Genomic DNA, 18703 nt, shown 5'->3' on the forward strand with positions numbered 1-18703 from the left:
TTTTTACATACTCTTTACGATTTCCATATTTTATAGAAATAACACCTACTTCCATTGTAAAGAAATAGAATTCTATCTACAAATTTGGTGCACAAACCTATGCATGAATAGGTATCCGTCGTGTCTTATAAACAAGATGTTTAATATGCTATAACAGTAACTATTGAAAGTAGGTGAAACATACATGTGCGCCGGCCTTCTCGCTCAAACTCCAGAGGAACCGCAAGAACCGAAAGCCGCCATGCCACTTGATCAAGAATTTTCTATTAACGTAACATTATACAGCGCTCGTGCTTGGTTATCTAATGATGAGACTTTCGCACAAACGATTTGGAAAGGCTCTCGCTTCTCTTCAGCATCACACGCTGGCAAGTCCATCTTACCAATCGGTACTGTTAAAATTGTAAACTTATCTGATGATACAATAACAGTTACTGCCTCATCAGAAAAAGATGATACTCTCAAAATAGTCGTACCCCCTCGTTCTGAAGGTGTTTTAACATCTAGTGCATTATCTGATGTGCAAGCAAGTACATCAGGAGGAGCAAGCAAAGTCACATTCCTCTTTCATATCTTTTTCTCAAGGGATCCTGGTCCAGCTAAATAACCATAGAAAAGGTACAGCTATGCACTGTACCTTTTTCACGCGTTTATTCTCTTGATTTGATCAATTCAACATTATAAGTTTCAATATCTGTTAGCTTTCCTGTAAAATACGGATTTTCTCTATACCAAGACTGTTTTGAAAAATACGCTTGCATATCTTTCGTTTGAAACATATGTCCATGTCTTGCGTATATTTCGTTTCTTGCTATTTTCAATTGTTCTTTCGATAAATATGTTAAGTCCGTACTCGTTAATTTTCGAATATCACTATCAGGGAAGATGAAACCATTATATACATAATGAGTCGTAGGCGGTGGAGTAACATTGTAAACAACTGTTTTTTCTACACTTTTCTTTTGAAATGGAAGATTATAAGCCGAAAGTGCCGTTACCGTTTCTACCTTTGTCGTTTCCCTGCCGTTTTCTCCATTTCGTTCTAAATAAATCGCCGCACTTCCATCAGTCGCTATCGGTCCCCACGTAATTTCTTCTCCAGTCAACGCAGTAACTGGCTTTTGATTCACGTACAATGTTGCACCAGACGCATTCGTTTGAACTGTAATATATTGCCCTTGCAACGTTAAATCTACCGTTACATTATTTTGACTTTGTTTCATAAGTACAACCTTTTCCTCACGTGATAGTTTTACATAGTCATTTTTATATTCAGATTGAAATACTTGAGTTCCAGGAAGAAACGGTCCATATTGCTTCTCAAACTTTTTGTCATTTGTCTTATCAATTTCTTTTCCGTTCAATTTTAAAGATGTACCTTTTTCATTTGTAAGCAGAGTCGTATAATACGTCTTCGCTTTCAATTTATACCGATCAAATAAAAAGAAATGTTTCCCATCTTTCGTTAAAGAAAAATCTGCTCTTTCTATTCCATCCCCTTGTTTTTCACCTTGCCTCAAATATTCTTTCAATTCATTCACGTAAAATGGATTTTCTTTTATATATGAAAATAGAGGCGTTAAACTCTCTCTCGTTACAATAACGGTTGGATCATCTGCCGTGATGATCTCAGCTAATTTCTCCCCGTCCCTCTCTTGTAAAATAGTAATCATTCGGTCTACTTGTGCCGTCTGCTTATAATACGATGATCCATACAAATACAATCCAACAATTACTATAACAAGTAATGTTAAGAGTGTAATGCCAACTTTTGTACCACCGCTCATTTTCTTCTTTACTACAAGACTTTCCCTCTTCATCCCGCAGTTTTGGCAAAATTGCACTCCATCTTCATACTGAGCTCCGCATTTTGTACATACATTCATCCATTCAACCACCTTTTCGTTAGAAGCCTGTTAATCCCCCGATAAAGGTTTGGATTATCGTTTTAATGTAAGACCAAAACACGATAAACGTTGCAATTCCGATTAAAACATTTGCGATAATAAGTGTGTAAACAGGATCTACTCCGCCGTTGTCTAGTTTTAATATAGCTACAATTATACTAATTCCCATATACGTTGTAGCCAGCCCTAATAAGATTGGTAAAAAAAAGATCAATAGGAAACTAAATAGAAAAGAAAGAACTAGTATAGCAATAGCTGGCGTCGCTATCGTCCCCCATATACCGAATGATTCAAGAAAAGAAAAAGATGATTTCATCATCTTACCACTTACAAAAATAATAAATCCGACAAATAAAGTTAAAATTAATAAAAAGAAAAAGACCATTACAGATTCTCCAAAGAAAGTAGGAGTAGCTATATCTGGCACTAATGTCCTCGTAACAGTCGCCGCTGCGCTCATCATTCTATAAAAAATACATGCTCCTAAAAAGCAAATAAGCACAAGACTTACAATTCCATTTCGCACTTCAATATTTCCACTTTCCATAATGGCCGATGGTGATTTAAAAGCATTTTTAAAGAACTGAAAATAGCCACTTGCAAATTGTTTCACTTGCTCTACCGTTTCATTCGGACGAGTTTCCTTTACTCGTGCCGGGCGCGATAGCTGCCCTTCTTCCTGCCCACCACTCGCTACCACTTCTTCCGTTAACGAATGTCCACAATTTCCGCAAAACCTTGCTTCCGCTGCATTTTCAGTATTACATGCCGGACATTTCATTCTCTCATCCCTCCTTAAGCATATACCTTATAGGGTGTTACAAATTCAATATATGACTTTGTACATAAAACATGACTACAAGAAAAAGAATATGAAATCCTTCTTTTAAACGAAACTATGTGTGCTAGTAATATAGAAAAATAATGTTATTATGAAACAGAGCAAATAAAGTGAAACTTTAAACAGATTGGATGAAGACAGTGGAATTTGTAAACTCGATTTTTCAAACACTCCTTACAAGTGTGATCCAATTATTTTCTTTAATTGGTGTCATCATTGTAATTGGATTTATATTAGGTTATTTAGAATCTCTCACACGAACGTATTGGTCGAGAGCTTTTGGTAGGAAAGGTTTTCTTTTAACCGCGTGGATTGGTGTTCCCGTTCATGAGCTTGGGCATGCAATTATGTGTCTATTATTTCGTCATAAAATTGTAGCAACGCAGTTTTTCCCAACAGATACAAGTCAGGGAGCTTTAGGTTACGTACAACATCAATACAATCAAAAAAGTATATACCAACGAATCGGTAATTTCTTTATCGGCATCGGTCCTATTATTTCTGGTATTACTGCCTTAATACTTTTAATGCGCTATTTCGTACCAGAGTCATATTCTTTATTTAATACGAATCTGGAAAAAACTGTTACATCGACTTCTATTAACTTAGACATGATCCAAAACATGCTAATATCGACGTTTGTATTATTGAAAAGCTTATTTACATTTAGCAATTTATTGAATCCTTCATTTTGGTTATTTTTATTTATCGCTATTTGCATTTCCGCACATATCGCTTTAAGTAAACCAGACATTAAAGGATCAATAGACGGTGTTATCGTCATGTTTATCGTATTATTTTTATTCAATATAATAGCGGGACTGTTTCAGTACGATAGTAACCAACTAATCGGTAAAATGATGAAGTATAATATGTATTTCATCGCATTTTCTAGTGTGGCGCTTCTTTTCTCTTGTATTTCTACACTTGTGAGTTTTGTGTTTTATAAAATAAGAAGAGGGCGTTCATTGTGAACGCCCTCTTCTCATCAATTATTTCTCTTATAATCACAATGCTCAACCGGAACACGAGCGTGCCCTTCTTCATCGGTACACCATGACTGTGACTGAAAGGCAAGAAAAATACCAATCCACTCTTCCTTCTTCTCAAAGTGAATCAATATCCCACCGTCTTGCCATTTGCCATCATCACCTTGCCATTTCTCTACATTCCCTTGATTCATATGAATATCGTGTATACCGTTTCCAGGTGTAAAATGAAAATACGAATCCGGAACCTTTTCTTCTGGTCCCCACCTTTCACCAAACGCATAAATAATTGCTTTCTCATCTATTGCTCGTTTTATATAACGTTCTATTTTCTCATTTAAATCATTATCAGATCCCGATTTTTCAGCAGGTAAAGGAATCATTTGCTTTGAATCAAATAAATTACCTCTTACATAATCTAAAGCTACTTTCGGCTCATTGTTTTTCACTTCTGTAAACCCAAACGGTAATGTTGGTAAAATGTGAATAGCTTCTGAATCAATATGTTCGCTTGCAAAATATAAAACTTCTGACGGATAACTTTGCGACTTTACGTTAATTGCAATACGATAATCTACTTCTGCTTCGCCTTGTAAATGAACTTGATAATGAGGTGTTTTCCCTTTTCCAATCTTAGATTGTACAACTGTACCTTTTAATACACCGTAGTTTTTTAAGGGCATCTCTTTCATCTCCTATTCATTTAGTAGAAGCTGTTCATACTTTAGGCATTATCCATATAAAAAGAAAATCCTCCTTTCCCAGGAGGATTTCTTATTTTCTCAACATATACCAAACAATAACCTCCACCACTACAAGCAACACCGCACCAAAAATCATTAACGTCGTCTTCTTTAATAGTTCATTTTCACGATAAGGGATATTACATAAATACGCGCCTAGTGTAATTCGTGATGGACAAGCGATTGTCGCTACTGATGATGCGGTGTTTTGGAGTGTTGTGACATATTGCCACGGGAGCGCTACGTTTTGCGCTGTTTGCATTTGGAGTTTAATAAACATCGCATTTGATCCTGCGTTACTACCTGTTAAAAAACCGCCGATACCGCCGATGAATGGTGCAACGAAAACGAAAAATGTCCCAAATGTTTCACCAGCTGTTTTTGCGAGTAATGAATGCATACCAGATGCGCCCATTAGTTCTGAAATGGCGATGAACATCGTCGTTGTAATTGCGAATGGAATCCATTGTCTTATCGTTTGCGAGAGTGATTGTTTCATAATATTAGATGGAATGCGGAAGAAAATAATTGTAAATAAACAAGTCATAGCGAGCCAAAATCCTGGTGAATATAGTAGCTCTAGTTTGTAAGAATATGATTTTAAATCGAGAACTGCATATGACCTAAGAAAATCATGTAATACTGGAACGAGGCGGGAAAGTAAAATACAAACTGTTAAAAAGATATAAGGGCTAATAATTTTTATAATAGATACTTCTCTCTCTGCAGTCGCCGCATGTTCTGTTATAAAGTTTTGCTCACTTTTGCCTTTTAATTTAATGATTAGAAAGCCAAATGTAATGGTAACGATAGAACTTAATATCCCTGCAAGTTCAACACTTACGTATGCGTTAGAAAGATAGATTCCGAGAGAAAATAATAGAAAGAATCCTACTCCTTCCTTACACTTTTCTATAACTGCCTGCCAGCCACCGACAACGTATAAAGAAAGGAAGATAAAATATGCGAAAATCGGGATGCTTAATAATGCTGTATTTGTACCAAGAATTGTGAGCGACATGTTAATAAGCTGAGAACCGATAATCGTACCCGTTGCCATCGCGCCCCATGAACTTGCAAGTAAACCGATAAACGATAGTAGCACAGCTTGAAACGGTTTATAACCGAGCGAAAGAAAAATAGGTGCTGCGACCATAAAACCAATTCCGAATCCACTCACTGATTCAATAAGTGGACAAATACCAAAACACATAAGAAGCATTTGCAATAATCGATCGCGCGTGACTTGTTCTAGAAATCGTGCTACTTGATCGATGTATCCCATTTTGTTCATGAGGTGAAATAAAAAAATACCAAAAAACAACACGTATCCGACAATAAAACAAATTAACCACCCTTTAATTGTTGCGTGTACAGTTTCACTTACCCCTAATTGAAATGTTGGCGAGAGTAAAACGATTCCGACAGAAACGGCATAAGAAATTAATGAAGCCCTTAATGACGTTTGTTTAAACAAAAACAAACAAATAAAAATCATCATAATCGGGATAAGTGCCAACAATATGGCCATGCTATCATCTCTTTTCGTAAAAATTGCAATTTTTAACTATTATATAACAGATGTTATGATTTTCAATTATTTTTATAACAGATTTAAAAAAGGAGCTGCTTGGCTCCTTTTTTGAATAACTAATATTTTATCTTTTATCCTGAAAAACCGTCTGCTGTCCAATCATTTTTTCTAGTACAACAAACACAATATAAGCACATATTACTTGCAATACAATATTCCCAAGTTTTATTAATTCAAATGAATGGATCCATTGGAATAATTCACTTAATAATACAATCGAAACGATACTAAATAGTTCTATACTAACCGAAAATATACATACTTCTAAAATAGATTGCTCTTGTATTCGATTTAATTGAGAAAAGATGAATACATATCCTAAAAACAGAGCCATCAACTCTATTTTCGTCATGCTAATGAGCCAAGCGTATAATGGTACAGTTAAAAGAAGATATAATAGTTTACGTCTTAGCATGCCTTCTCACCCTCTAAGTTATAAGTATTTTCTGTATATTTTAACATTTATTACACAAAAGAAACAGAAGAGACTTAAGCCTCTTCTGTTTCTTTTACTGCATGTATTAACTCACAAATTTCTTCTCGCTTTTCATTTTCTAACAGCTCAATGACTTTACTTCCAACGACAACGCCGTCACATATTGTAATCATTTCTTCAATTTGTTCTCGTGTTGAAATACCGAATCCTGCGACTACTGGTAAGTGGACGTGTGCTTTTACTTTTTCTAAGTAACTACGAATCTCATCTTTAAAGTTTTGACGTACTCCCGTTACGCCCGCTACTGTAACGGCGTAGACGAATCCTTGTGATTCACTCGTAATTTTTTCGATTCGTTCAATAGGGCTCGTTACGGTAACGAGTGGAATTAAAGCGATATTCGCCACGCGAAGGAGCGGTGCAATAATGTCTTGTTCTTCATACGGTAAGTCTGGAACGATAATACCGTCCACCCCTGCTTCAAGACAGCTCTCAATGAAACGTTCCTTTCCGAATGCGAGTACTGGATTTAAATATGTCATAAGTACAAATGGAATTTGAACTTCTTGCCTCACCTCTATTAATGCTTGAAAAATACCCTTCAATGTTACACCGCTATCTAATGCTCTTTTTCCTGCCCTTTGAATAGTTGGACCGTCTGCGACTGGATCTGAGAACGGAATACCGATTTCAACGATGCTTGCTCCTGCTTCATCAAGAAAACGAATTCTTTCTTTTAACTTTTCAAGTCCACCATCTCCGCCCATTACATACGGAATAAATGCTTTCTTGCCATTTTCAAACGCTGCTATAATTTTTTCTACTCCCATTTTTTACACCTCTTCCATATAACGTTTTATACTCTCTACATCTTTATCACCGCGGCCGGATAAACAAATGACAAGTCCTTCGTCTTTCTTCATTTGCGGCGCTAGTTTTAAAGCGTATGCAACAGCATGTGAACTTTCTAATGCCGGGATAATCCCTTCTTTTTTCGTTAATAATTGAAATGCTTCTAACGCTTCTTCATCTGTAATGGAATGATAAGAAACGCGGCCAATATCTTTTAGCAAGCTATGTTCTGGCCCAACACCCGGGTAATCCAGCCCTGCCGAAATAGAGTGCGCTTCTTGAATTTGCCCTTCTTCATTTTGCAGAAGGTACATCATCGATCCGTGTAAAACACCGACACTTCCTTTCGTTAAAGTGGCTGCGTGCTTTTCTGTGTGAACACCTTTTCCAGCTGCTTCAACACCGTAAAGAGCAACTTCTTCATCGTGTACGAACGGATAAAACATTCCCATTGCATTACTACCACCGCCAATACAAGCAACGACTGCTTCTGGTAATTTTCCTTCTAACGCTTCGTATTGCTTTTTCGTTTCTTTCCCAATTACACTTTGGAAATCACGAACAATTTGCGGGAATGGATGTGGCCCGAGAACTGATCCCATAATGTAGTGCGTATCGTGTACATGTGAAACCCAGTAACGAAGCGCCTCGTTTACCGCATCTTTCAACGTGCCGCTACCTGCCGCAACGCTTTCTACTTTCGCTCCGAGTAATTCCATTCGAAACACGTTTAATTTTTGTCGTCTCACATCTTCTTCTCCCATGAAGATGACGCATTCTAAACCGAAAAGTGCACATACAGTAGCTGTTGCAACTCCGTGTTGTCCTGCTCCTGTTTCAGCGACAACTTTCTTCTTACCCATTCTTACCGCAAGAAGTGCCTGACCGATTGTATTGTTAATTTTATGAGCTCCCGTATGGTTCAAATCTTCACGTTTCAAATAGATTTTTGCTCCGCCGCAATACTTCGTCATATTTTCAGCGAAATAAAGCGGTGTTTCTCTTCCAACATACGTTTGTAAATAATGATCTAATTCCTTTTGAAACGCTTCATCTTGCATCGCTTCTTTATATGCTTCTTCTAGTTCTAATACAGATTGCATTAACGTTTCTGGAACGTATCGTCCTCCGTATATACCGTAATGACCTTTTTCATCTGGATATGCGTAGTTCATTTTGAACACTCCTTCGCTTTTTTAATAAATTGTTTTATTTTCTTTAGATCTTTCTTTCCTTCTGTCTCTACTCCGCTGCTCACATCGATCATATATGGCTGAACGGTTCGAATTGCTTCTTCTATATTAAGGATGTTTAATCCGCCAGCTAATATCGTTTTCTCTCGCAACTCGTTTGGCATATGTGCGAGTAACTCCCATGAGAATGTCTTTCCGTTTCCTCCGTGGAACTTTTCTTTCGGGCTATCAAATAACAGATAATCTGTATCGTATTTTTTCGCACATTCAATATCTTTCTCTAAAGCTACTCCTACTGCTTTTATAGACGGAATATTCAATCTCCTAATTTGATGATTGTCTTCATCCCCATGTAGTTGCACATGCGTTAACCCGCACTCCTCTGCAATTTTCTGGATCACTTCTACTGATTCATTTACGAAAACACCTACCTTGAAAACGTGGACTGGAATTTCCCCAATAATTTCTTTCGCTAGCCCTGGGGTGATTTTCCGCTTACTTTCTGCAAAAACAAATCCAATTGCATCTGCTCCGTATTCGCAAGCATGTTTTGCTGTTTCAACATCAGTGATGCCGCAAATTTTCACTTTCATATGTTCACCTTACAGTCTTCGAAAAAGTTACTTATAGAAGATGATGTCATAAGTGCTTCTCCAACTAATACACCTTTTGCACCAGCTCGTTTGACGCGAATAATATCTTCTTTTGAATGAATGCCGCTTTCACTAATCCAAAGTAGGTTTTCCTCATTCAGTCGTTTTCCGAGCTTTTCAGTTTGGCTTAAATCTACTTCAAATGTTTTTAAATTACGGTTGTTAATACCGATAACGTGCGGATTTAATCGGATTGCAATTTCTAATTCCTGTTCATCATGAACTTCAACAATCGCTTCTAATCCTTTTTCTAGCACGTAGTTATAAAGCTCGTTTAATTTCTCTTTTGACAATGCTGCAACAATTAATAAAATAAGATCTGCTCCTGCTTCATACGCTCTATCAATTTGGATTTTATCGATTATAAAATCTTTACATAAAAGCGGAATGTTACTTTCTGCTCTTGCCGTTTCTAAGTCGTGAAACGACCCTTTAAAAAATTGACCGTCTGTTAAAACCGAAACTGCTCCAGCACCGCATTCTTCATATGTTTTCACTTGTTTTGGCACATCAACGTGTAAATTAATATCACCTTTTGATGGAGACGCTCGCTTTACCTCTGCTATTACAGTAAACTGCTCTAAAGCTTTTACAAGTGAGTGTGTTTTCCTTTTTTCTTTCACTGGTGAATATGTTTCATATAACTCCGCAACTTCTACTTTCTTTTGCTCTACAATTTTGTCTAAAATCGTCCCCATTTTAATTCACCCTTTCTAATTTTTCATGGCTTGCTGCAATTAATAAGTTTAGTTTGGCTAATGCTTTTCCAGAGTCAATGCTATGTGCCGCTAGTGTAATTCCTTCTTCAATCGTTTCTGCTCTTCCATTTGCGAAAAGGGCTAGACCTGCATTTAATAAAACAGTATCGCGATAGACACTCTTTTCTCCGCTTAATACTCCGAGTGTAATCTTTGCATTTTCTTTTGAATTCCCACCTCTAATTTCTTCATTTTTCACTCTTGAAAAACCATACTTTTCTGGATCAATACTCATTTCTACTATTTCATTATCTTTTAAAACGACGACATGATTTTCTCCCTGTAATGATGCTTCATCTAAAAAGCCACTTCCGTTTACGACGAGCGCTTGTTTTCTGCCAAGTTTCTGCAATACTTCCGCTACCGGCAATAACATATCTCGCTTATAAATACCGACAAATTGTGTTTCTAAATTAACCGGATTCGTCAACGGTCCAATTAAGTTAAAGATCGTCGGAACGTTTAATTCTTTTCTTATTTTCATAATGCGTCTTAATGCTGGATGCATCGCTGGTGCGAATAAGAAGGCAATCCCTACAATTTCTAATAAGTAGTCAATTTCACCTGGCGTACAACTAATGTTTACACCGAGTTCTTCTAATAAATCAGCACTTCCTGTTTTACTAGAAACAGCGCGGTTTCCATGTTTCGCAACCTTTACACCAGCTCCGGCAAGTACAAATGCCGATGTTGTACTAATATTGAATGTTTGCGCACCGTCACCACCCGTTCCACAATTGTCCATCGCGCCTTTTATATGATTTGAAAACGGTAATGCCTTTTCGCGAAGAGCACGAACGAGACCGTATATTTCTTCTGCTGTTTCGCCTTTCGCTTTCAGCAATACTAAGAAAGCTGCAACTTCACTTTCCAATATGTTGTCACTTAATAAAAGAAGTCCCGCTTCATACATTTCTTCTTCTGTTAAATGTTGTCCCTCTACTAATTTTCGAAGATAACTGTTCATACTCTCTCCTCCTCTTTCACTTCTGCTAAAAAGGCACGTATTAACTTTCCGCCTTCTTCTGTTGCAATTGATTCTGGGTGAAACTGTAATCCGAAGAGCGGATAATAGTTGTGACGAACTGCCATGATTTCTCCGTCATCCATCGCTGTCGCAAGTATGTCAAAACACTGCGGCAAACTATTTTGCACTGCGACGAGTGAATGGTAACGCATTGCTGTTAACGGCTGCGTTACGTACGAAAAGATTGACGTTCCGTTATGTTTCACACGCGATGTTTTTCCGTGTTTAATGCGCTCTGCTCTAACAATTTCTCCTCCAAATGCGGATATGATTGCTTGATGGCCAAGGCAAATTCCTAAGATGGGAACGTTCTTATAAAAATGACGAATAACATCGATACAAATTCCAGCATCTTCTGGTTTCCCAGGTCCTGGTGAGAGCACAATTCCTTTCGGCTTCATCTCCTCTAATTGTTCAATTGTTATTTGATCATTTCTTACGACAACAATTTCTTTCTCGTACTCGCCTAATAGTTGATACAAGTTATATGTGAACGAATCATAATTATCGATAAGTACAATCATTTCATAACCTCCAAAAGCGCTCTCGCTTTATTTAATGTTTCTTCATATTCAGCAACCGGGTCTGAATCGTAGACGATACCCGCTCCTGCCTGAACGTACGCTTTCTCGTCTTTTACAACCATCGTTCGAATTGCTAGCGCCATATCAAGATTTCCTGAGAATGAAATATATCCAACTGCTCCGGCGTATACATTTCTTTTTTCATGCTCTAACGTATTAATAATTTCCATCGCTCTAATTTTCGGAGCACCTGATACTGTACCCGCTGGTAAACAATACGCTAATGCATCAAATCCACTTATTCGTTTTCGCAATGTTCCGTAAACTTCAGATACAATGTGCATAACGTGAGAGTATTTTTCTACTTTCATATATTTATCTATCATCACAGATCCAATTTCACTTACTCTGCCAATATCATTTCGCCCTAGGTCCACAAGCATCATATGCTCCGCCCGCTCTTTCTCATTTCCTAACAGTTCTTTTTCGATTTCCTCATCTTCCTGCTCCGTTTTCCCTCTCGGCCTCGTACCCGCAATTGGGTTCGTCATCACTTTATCCTCTCTAACTGATAACAAACTTTCCGGCGAAGAACCGAGTACAACGTAATCTTGAAAGTCGATATAAAACATATATGGCGACGGGTTTGCAATGCGAAGTTTTCGGTATAGTGCAAATGGATCGCCTTTACACTCACTTTTCAAACGCTGAGATAATACGACTTGGAATATGTCCCCGGCTCGTATATGTTCTTTCGCCGTTTCTACCATTTCGCAAAACTCTTTTTCCGTTATGGAAGAAGTGAATGATAATGTTGATTGTATTTCATTTACTTCCGCTTCTTCTCCCTTTAGCACTTCCTCTTTGTATACTTGCAATCTTTCGTATACTTCTTCATAAGAAGCTGAATCGTCTTCCCTGCATACATATACAAATGAAAACTTTTGGCGTAAATGATCGTAAACGGTAAACTCACGATATAGTAAAAGGTGTACTTCTGGAATATTTAATGGATCGTGTAAATCTGCTCCAATGTTTTCATACTGCCGAATGACGTCATAACCAATATAACCAACTGCTCCTCCGCAAAATGGGAATGGACTCTCTACTAGCGATGGTGCGATTACCTCTTCTAACACTTGCAATACGTTACCTTGCAACTTTTCTGTTTGCCCATACATCGTTCGTTCTACTTCTATACCGACGCTTTTCACTTCTCCATATGGATTACACCCTAAGTAAGAATAGCGCCCTTTATCTGGATGAAGCTGTGAGCTTTCTAATAAAAACTTTTTCTTTCCCTTCATACGTCTATATAAAGAAATTGGCGTAATGCTATCTCCTTCTTCTTCAGCAATTACTAAAAATGTGTTTCTTTGTTCTTTTTGCTTCATAAATTCCTCTTTTGTCATCATGCCTTTCACCTCATTCTGAAAAATAAAAAAGTCCCCTACATATCGAAATATGTAGAGGACGATAAATTTACCGTGGTACCACCTCAGGTTGGACGCAAAAGCATCCCGCTTTATTCAGGTACAAAATATATACCTTATCCTTGTAACGGCGGAACCCGGGTTGCCTACTGAAAATAATTGTTCAGCATACCTCTCGTAAGCCCATTCCGTATATGGCACCGCACCGGGCTCCCACCTGTCCCCGACTCTCTGAAACGTCTCCAATATACGTACTCTTCTTACTTAAACGATTTAACATATTTAATTTTTTGTACACAAAAAGGGAGTACTCATCCTATAGAAAGGACGGGTACTCCCGTGGTGCCACCTTAATTCGTTACGAATGTAACGCACTTTGCCGTATCAAAAAATAATACGTGTCTCTTGTATCGATGAGATCATGTCGCCAAAGCCTACTTCTTTCGTTTCGGTTTGGAAGCTCCGAAGCCCATTCCACATCAATCCCATACTGATTCGCACCAACCATCAGCTCTCTGACATGTTCATCATGTGTACTCTTCTTCATCAACGCTTGCATTTTTTTAAGTTGCACTCATTATAGACCTAACTTTTTTCACAAGTCAATACTTTTTTTAAAAAAATATTTCTCCCTTCTTTCAATATTATATTGACAAAACAACGTGTTTTTATGTAAATATAATAAATACTCTATTAAAATTAAGGTTTTTTCGTCTGAAATTTATATATTTAAAAAGTAAAACGATGTCAAAAAACGCTTACATTTCTGAAAATTCGTATTTCTGCATGGATTTTTCAGAATAATCATGATAGATTATAAATATGCATAACGCATCAAAAGACATGACAAAAGGAAGGGGAACTACATGAGTACGCAGATGTTAACTTTAACTTCTATCTCTATTTACATGCTCGGGATGTTAGTAATTGGCTATTTCGCCTACAAACGAACATCCAACTTAACAGATTATATGCTTGGCGGGCGTACACTAGGCCCCGCAGTAACAGCATTAAGTGCTGGAGCAGCTGATATGAGTGGTTGGCTTTTAATGGGCTTACCCGGTGCAATGTTTAGCGTTGGATTAAGTAGTAGTTGGATTGCGATCGGCCTAACATTAGGCGCATACGCAAACTGGATCTATGTCGCTCCTCGCTTACGTACCTACTCTGAAATTGCAAACAACTCTATTACTATCCCAGAATTTTTGGAGCACCGTTTCCACGACAAATCCCATATGCTACGCCTAGTATCTGGACTTGTTATTATGATATTTTTCACGTTTTATGTAGCTTCAGGATTTGTCTCTGGCGCTGTATTATTCGAAAATTCATTTGGACTCAATTACCATGTTGGTCTTCTTATCGTTGGTGGAGTTGTCGTAGCTTACACATTATTTGGTGGGTTTTTAGCTGTAAGTTGGACAGACTTCGTGCAAGGAATCATTATGGTAGTCGCTCTTATTCTTGTTCCAGTCGTAACAATTATGCACGTAAATGGACTTGGTCCAGCATTTGAAACAATTAAATCTATCGATCCGGCATTATTAGATATTTTTAAAGGTACTTCTGTATTAGGAATTATTTCATTATTCGCATGGGGCCTTGGTTATGTTGGACAACCACATATTATCGTACGCTTTATGGCAATTTCTTCTGTAAAAGAAATTAAAAGCGCACGACGTATTGGTATGAGCTGGATGATTTTTTCTGTTGTCGGAGCTATGTTTACTGGCCTTATCGGTATTGCTTACTATTCAAAAGCAGGTTTAAAACTTTCTGATCCAGAAACGATTTTCGTTGAACTTGGCACTATTTTATTCCATCCACTTATTACTGGATTTTTATTAGCAGCTATTTTAGCAGCGGTTATGAGTACAATTTCATCTCAGTTACTCGTTACTTCGAGTGCTATAACAGAAGATTTATATCGTACATTCTTTAAACGTTCTGCTTCTGATAAAGAACTTGTATTTGTCGGTCGTATGGCTGTTCTTGTTATCGCTTTAATTGGATGTGCATTAGCACTTAAACAAAATGATACAATTTTAGCTCTTGTTGGATACGCTTGGGCTGGATTTGGTTCTTCATTCGGACCTGCTATTTTATTAAGCTTATATTGGAAACGTATGACGAAGTGGGGCGCACTTGCTGGTATGATCTCTGGTGCCGCTACAGTAATTATTTGGACTCAGTTCAAATTCTTAAAAGAATTCTTATATGAAATGATTCCTGGTTTCACTATTAGTTTACTAGTAATCGTAATTGTTAGTTTACTAACACAACCTTCAAAAGAAGTTGAAGAGCAATTTGAGGATTTCGAAAAACAACATAGTCATAATCTATAAAAAGAAAGCTCTGCTGTTATGATAACAGCAGAGCTTTTTTTACAGTTCGACAATCTTCTTCTCAAATTTAACAAATTCTTTATGTTTCGTTAAATTTAACATAACACTACTCCTTTATAGTATGAGTATCAGCACTTATACAGAAAGGGGACTCCAACATGTTAGCAGCTTTCCAGCAACAACAAACACGAAAATTTTCACCCATCACAAATACTTCTACGTCTTGTTTGAACATACAACCTAATCCACCTAAAATTTCAATCGCTCCTTCTGTTATTTCAGTCATTGGTGTTCATATGAAAAAAAATAAGCTGAAAGTAAGAACTGGACAAAGCACTGAGTTATCAGCTTCCGTTTTGCCAGTGCAAGCAACGAATACAGAACTTATTTGGACAAATATGAATGCTGATGTTATCACAATGTATCCAAAAGGTGATACGGTAACGATTACTGGAAAAAGTGCCGGAAGAGCAGTCGTAATTGTCACAACTGCTGAAGGAAAGTTCCGTGACCTATGCATTATTCATGTACAACCTTATATGACAAATCCAAAGTAAAAGAGTGGCTTCGTAGCCACTCTTTTACTTTGTTTCAATGTGTGAATTTTTACTTGTAACGAGACTGATGAATTGTTCTTTATCTTTAGGAGAAATAATTTCTGTTTGATGTGATCCATAAATAATTTCAAGTCGATCAAATGATAATGCATGAGCAGCTATTGGATTTTTCGTATTTGAAATTTGTTTTATATCTCGTATAAATATGCGTTTTTTAACGAAACCTGATCTAATTGTAATTGTTTCTTCCCCAACAATATATTTTGTTGAAAACCAACTCCAAATAAATAGTATGGCTAAAGGAATTGTAAAAAATAAAAGAAAATATTCGCTCCCTGCAAATATCGGAGCAAAACAGACACCTACAACAATACAAAGAATTGGATATAACCATACATCTTTTTTTGATGGAAATTCCACTAAACTTCCTCTCCCTTGATTTAAGTCAATGAATCTCCTCCTCTTCCCTATTACAATGAAAACAACATTAGAATAGGAGGACGTATTATGACTGAGCGAAATTTCGCCTTATTTGCAGGCACTTCTCTTCTTATCATGGCATTCACTGCATTTTTTTCTTACGGTTTTGTTCACGGAAATCTCGTTGTACCAAGTAATGCGAGCACGACACTCCATAATATTCAAACTTCAAGTTCACTTTTCAAAGCAGAAATTTTCGGATGGATTATCATTTTTATTACGGATATTATCGCCTCGTGGGCTCTTTATTTCTTTCTAAAACCTATCCATACTAGCCTCTCATTACTAGCTGCCTGTCTTCGTCTTATGTATACAGCTATACTTGGGATTGCTATATTCAATTTAATATTTGTATTACTTCTTTCCAAAAGCACAGTTGCTAATTCAGAAGCATATACAATGTTATTTCTAGAAGCTTTTGAATACATTTGGTCTGTAGGATTAATCATTTTCGGCTTACATCTTCTCACCTTAGGATACGTAACCTTTCAATCTAAAAACATACCGAAAACTATTAGTATATTACTGCTCATTGCTGCAATCGGCTATATCATCATTAACGTAATGAATACGATGTTTTCACAATATGATGCGATTATTTCCATTCTTAACGTTGTCTTTCAACTACCGATGATCGCAGGTGAACTAGGATTTAGTATATGGCTATTGCTTAGAGGTGGAAAAAACTCTACTGTTTGAGTCGTTTCTTAATTCTGCTTAATGATTCTGGCGTAATACCTAGATAACTTGCCAATTGATATTGAGGAACACGATCGATTAAATGAGGTCGTTTTTGTAATAATGATTTGTAGCGCTCTTCTGGTGTCGATGCAATAAATAATGTAAGTTCTTCTTGTACTTCACCAAAATTGTATTCAATCATTTGGCGCGTCATTTCTTCTAACTGTGAATATTTCTTATACATGTCCTTTTCACTATACAGATCGCCAACTACAACTAGACAATCTTCTAGGCACGTTAACGTATGTGGGGATAATTTATCTTGTTTATGATGATTGAAATTTGCGATTGCTTGTTCTTCTGTATAAAAATTTGATGTAACTTCTTTTCCAGATTCATCTATACAATGTTGCCTCACGCATCCTTTTAATACAAAATAACATTTAGACGGAACATCTCCTTGTCTTAAGAGCACTGTTCCTTTTTTATACTCTTCAATTTGTAATTCTTCTACGATCATGCGCTGCTGTTCTTCACTTAATGTTGTAAGATTTGTCATGTATTTCATTAAAATCTCTTTCATTTGGTCTCTCCTTCCCCTTCTATATTTGTATGAGAAACGTATGATGTAACTCCACTATATATTATCTTTTTTCATGCTATATGGAGGGGATTCCTCCTATTGATTTGTTTTATTTTCTGCATAGAACAAAAAAAGAGAAGTTACCAATAACTTCTCTTTTCGTATATTAGAATAGGCACGTTATAATTCCTGTGTATAAGCCGGTTCGTTCACCACATTTTTTGCTGTTCGCTTTTGTTGCTGTAGTAAGAAAACAGATACACCAAACAATACGAGCATGCTACCGATAATTTGCATTGCGTTTAATTTTTCTCCAAGTAAGAAGAACGCTAGTATAGATGCCCCAACTGGTTCTCCTAAAATACTCATTGAAATCGTTGTTGCATTTACGTAATTTAATAACCAATTATTAATGACGTGTGACACTGTCGGTACAATCGCAAGTAAAAGAAAAATACTCCAATCCCACTTCGTATAGCCTGTAAATGGCACTTGAAGTATAACGTTATAAATCGCTATAAATATACCAGCGAAGGCAAATACAGTGAAACTATAAATCCAATGAGATACTTTCTTTACTGTCGTTTGTCCGATAAATAAATAACCGACAACTGCAATTACACTTAAAAAGGATAATATATCCCCATAAATTGCTTGCTCACTTAGCCCTAAATCTCCCCAGCCAATACACATTACGCCTAGTATCGCAATTCCCATCGTCGCAATTGCTGAATAGGTTGTTCTTTCTTTAAATAAGAAAAAACCTCCCACTAAAGATACGATCGGTTGAAGTGCTAAAATAATCGTCGAACTAGCAACTGTCGTATGCTTTAAGGATTCAAACCATAGAAGAAAATGAAGAGCTAAAAAGAAACCAGATCCAATTAAAAATCCCCAATCTTTTATTTGAATCCTACTAAACTCTTCCCGTTTTTTCCAAACGATCGGCAGCATAATAAGTACGATAATCCATAATCGATACATACTTAAAACGGAAGATGGTGCTGAGGACATCTTTGCAAAAACAGCTGCGAATGAAATTGCTATAATGGAAATTGCTAGTGGTAGTGCGATTGATCTTTCTTGTTTCAAATCCTGTCTCCCCTC

Annotated in this window: 20 protein-coding genes and 2 other annotated features; of the genes, 5 read left to right on the forward strand and 15 right to left on the reverse strand. The window is 36.9% G+C overall.

Annotated elements, in window-relative coordinates; all coding sequences use genetic code 11:
- Positions 1 to 184: 184 nt before the first annotated feature.
- Positions 185 to 607 (forward strand): hypothetical protein, encoded by a 423-nt coding sequence (locus CQ058_RS11435; RefSeq protein ID WP_002188801.1) that lies wholly within the window; start codon positions 185 to 187, stop codon positions 605 to 607.
- Positions 608 to 650: 43 nt separating this feature from the next.
- On the opposite strand, the gene CQ058_RS11440 is transcribed toward CQ058_RS11435, so the two are convergent.
- Together CQ058_RS11440 and CQ058_RS11445 are read right to left on the reverse strand one after the other, a co-directional pair.
- A complete protein-coding gene (locus tag CQ058_RS11440) occupies positions 651 to 1886 on the reverse strand; it encodes a TcaA 3rd/4th domain-containing protein (RefSeq protein WP_002186387.1) in 1236 nt (411 codons plus the stop codon).
- Positions 1887 to 1905: 19 nt separating this feature from the next.
- Positions 1906 to 2688 carry a zinc ribbon domain-containing protein gene (locus tag CQ058_RS11445; protein WP_002126012.1) on the reverse strand — a complete coding sequence of 261 codons (783 nt, stop codon included), beginning with the start codon at positions 2686 to 2688 and terminating at the stop codon, positions 1906 to 1908.
- Between the two features lie 200 nt (positions 2689 to 2888).
- Between CQ058_RS11445 and CQ058_RS11450 the strand changes: the two genes are divergently transcribed.
- The gene (locus tag CQ058_RS11450) at positions 2889 to 3722 is read left to right on the forward strand and encodes a hypothetical protein (RefSeq protein ID WP_002193270.1); all 834 of its coding nucleotides are present in this window, start codon (positions 2889 to 2891) and stop codon (positions 3720 to 3722) included.
- A 14-nt stretch (positions 3723 to 3736) separates the two neighbouring features.
- Here the strand turns inward: CQ058_RS11450 and CQ058_RS11455 are convergent, their stop codons facing one another.
- The 10 genes from CQ058_RS11455 to trpE all read right to left on the reverse strand — a co-directional run bounded on the left by CQ058_RS11455 (position 3737) and on the right by trpE (position 12932).
- Entirely contained in the window at positions 3737 to 4429 is a 693-nt protein-coding gene (locus tag CQ058_RS11455) for a DUF2278 family protein (protein ID WP_181150762.1), read from the reverse strand.
- 82 nt (positions 4430 to 4511) lie between these two features.
- Complete coding sequence (locus CQ058_RS11460) at positions 4512 to 6011, reverse strand: L-lactate permease (RefSeq protein ID WP_002188796.1); 1500 nt, start codon at positions 6009 to 6011, stop codon at positions 4512 to 4514.
- Between the two features lie 127 nt (positions 6012 to 6138).
- The gene (locus tag CQ058_RS11465) at positions 6139 to 6489 is read right to left on the reverse strand and encodes a DUF4029 domain-containing protein (protein ID WP_002086916.1); all 351 of its coding nucleotides are present in this window, start codon (positions 6487 to 6489) and stop codon (positions 6139 to 6141) included.
- 74 nt (positions 6490 to 6563) lie between these two features.
- On the reverse strand, positions 6564 to 7340 hold the full coding sequence (gene trpA, locus CQ058_RS11470) for a tryptophan synthase subunit alpha (RefSeq protein WP_002011422.1): 777 nt from the start codon (positions 7338 to 7340) through the stop codon (positions 6564 to 6566).
- A gap of 3 nt (positions 7341 to 7343) precedes the next feature.
- Positions 7344 to 8537, reverse strand: a complete 1194-nt coding sequence (gene trpB, locus CQ058_RS11475; protein ID WP_002086917.1) for a tryptophan synthase subunit beta — start codon at positions 8535 to 8537, stop codon at positions 7344 to 7346.
- Complete coding sequence (locus tag CQ058_RS11480; RefSeq protein WP_002186404.1) at positions 8534 to 9148, reverse strand: phosphoribosylanthranilate isomerase; 615 nt, start codon at positions 9146 to 9148, stop codon at positions 8534 to 8536. Before CQ058_RS11480 ends, trpB begins: the two co-directional genes overlap by 4 nt.
- Complete coding sequence (gene trpC / locus CQ058_RS11485; protein WP_002125998.1) at positions 9145 to 9906, reverse strand: indole-3-glycerol phosphate synthase TrpC; 762 nt, start codon at positions 9904 to 9906, stop codon at positions 9145 to 9147. The genes CQ058_RS11480 and trpC overlap by 4 nt, the downstream gene beginning before the upstream one ends.
- A gap of 1 nt (position 9907) precedes the next feature.
- Positions 9908 to 10933 carry an anthranilate phosphoribosyltransferase gene (trpD, locus tag CQ058_RS11490; RefSeq protein ID WP_002125997.1) on the reverse strand — a complete coding sequence of 342 codons (1026 nt, stop codon included), beginning with the start codon at positions 10931 to 10933 and terminating at the stop codon, positions 9908 to 9910.
- A complete protein-coding gene (locus CQ058_RS11495) occupies positions 10930 to 11517 on the reverse strand; it encodes an anthranilate synthase component II (RefSeq protein ID WP_002086924.1) in 588 nt (195 codons plus the stop codon). Before CQ058_RS11495 ends, trpD begins: the two co-directional genes overlap by 4 nt.
- A complete protein-coding gene (gene trpE, locus CQ058_RS11500) occupies positions 11514 to 12932 on the reverse strand; it encodes an anthranilate synthase component I (protein ID WP_002188788.1) in 1419 nt (472 codons plus the stop codon). The genes CQ058_RS11495 and trpE overlap by 4 nt, the downstream gene beginning before the upstream one ends.
- Before the next feature lie 51 nt (positions 12933 to 12983).
- Positions 12984 to 13228 (reverse strand) — a binding site (T-box leader).
- Positions 13229 to 13270: 42 nt separating this feature from the next.
- Positions 13271 to 13509 (reverse strand) — a binding site (T-box leader).
- A 307-nt stretch (positions 13510 to 13816) separates the two neighbouring features.
- Here trpE and putP point away from each other — a divergent pair.
- Positions 13817 to 15295 (forward strand): sodium/proline symporter PutP, encoded by a 1479-nt coding sequence (gene putP / locus CQ058_RS11510; protein WP_002188786.1) that lies wholly within the window; start codon positions 13817 to 13819, stop codon positions 15293 to 15295.
- 158 nt (positions 15296 to 15453) lie between these two features.
- The gene (locus tag CQ058_RS11515) at positions 15454 to 15852 is read left to right on the forward strand and encodes an Ig-like domain-containing protein (protein ID WP_002188785.1); all 399 of its coding nucleotides are present in this window, start codon (positions 15454 to 15456) and stop codon (positions 15850 to 15852) included.
- A gap of 24 nt (positions 15853 to 15876) precedes the next feature.
- Here the strand turns inward: CQ058_RS11515 and CQ058_RS11520 are convergent, their stop codons facing one another.
- Positions 15877 to 16272 (reverse strand): PH domain-containing protein, encoded by a 396-nt coding sequence (locus CQ058_RS11520; RefSeq protein WP_002188782.1) that lies wholly within the window; start codon positions 16270 to 16272, stop codon positions 15877 to 15879.
- A gap of 87 nt (positions 16273 to 16359) precedes the next feature.
- Between CQ058_RS11520 and CQ058_RS11525 the strand changes: the two genes are divergently transcribed.
- Entirely contained in the window at positions 16360 to 17031 is a 672-nt protein-coding gene (locus CQ058_RS11525; protein WP_002186409.1) for a DUF4386 domain-containing protein, read from the forward strand.
- Here the strand turns inward: CQ058_RS11525 and CQ058_RS11530 are convergent.
- Positions 17021 to 17596 carry a Crp/Fnr family transcriptional regulator gene (locus CQ058_RS11530; RefSeq protein ID WP_002011403.1) on the reverse strand — a complete coding sequence of 192 codons (576 nt, stop codon included), beginning with the start codon at positions 17594 to 17596 and terminating at the stop codon, positions 17021 to 17023. The two genes, CQ058_RS11525 and CQ058_RS11530, sit on opposite strands and share 11 nt — an antisense overlap.
- Positions 17597 to 17776: 180 nt before the next feature.
- Positions 17777 to 18688, reverse strand: a complete 912-nt coding sequence (locus tag CQ058_RS11535) for a DMT family transporter (protein WP_002030492.1) — start codon at positions 18686 to 18688, stop codon at positions 17777 to 17779.
- Positions 18689 to 18703 lie beyond the last annotated feature (15 nt).

Origin of the sequence: Bacillus sp. MYb56, assembly GCF_002976445.1 — a bacterium.
GTDB classification, from domain to species: domain Bacteria; phylum Bacillota; class Bacilli; order Bacillales; family Bacillaceae_G; genus Bacillus_A; species Bacillus_A mycoides.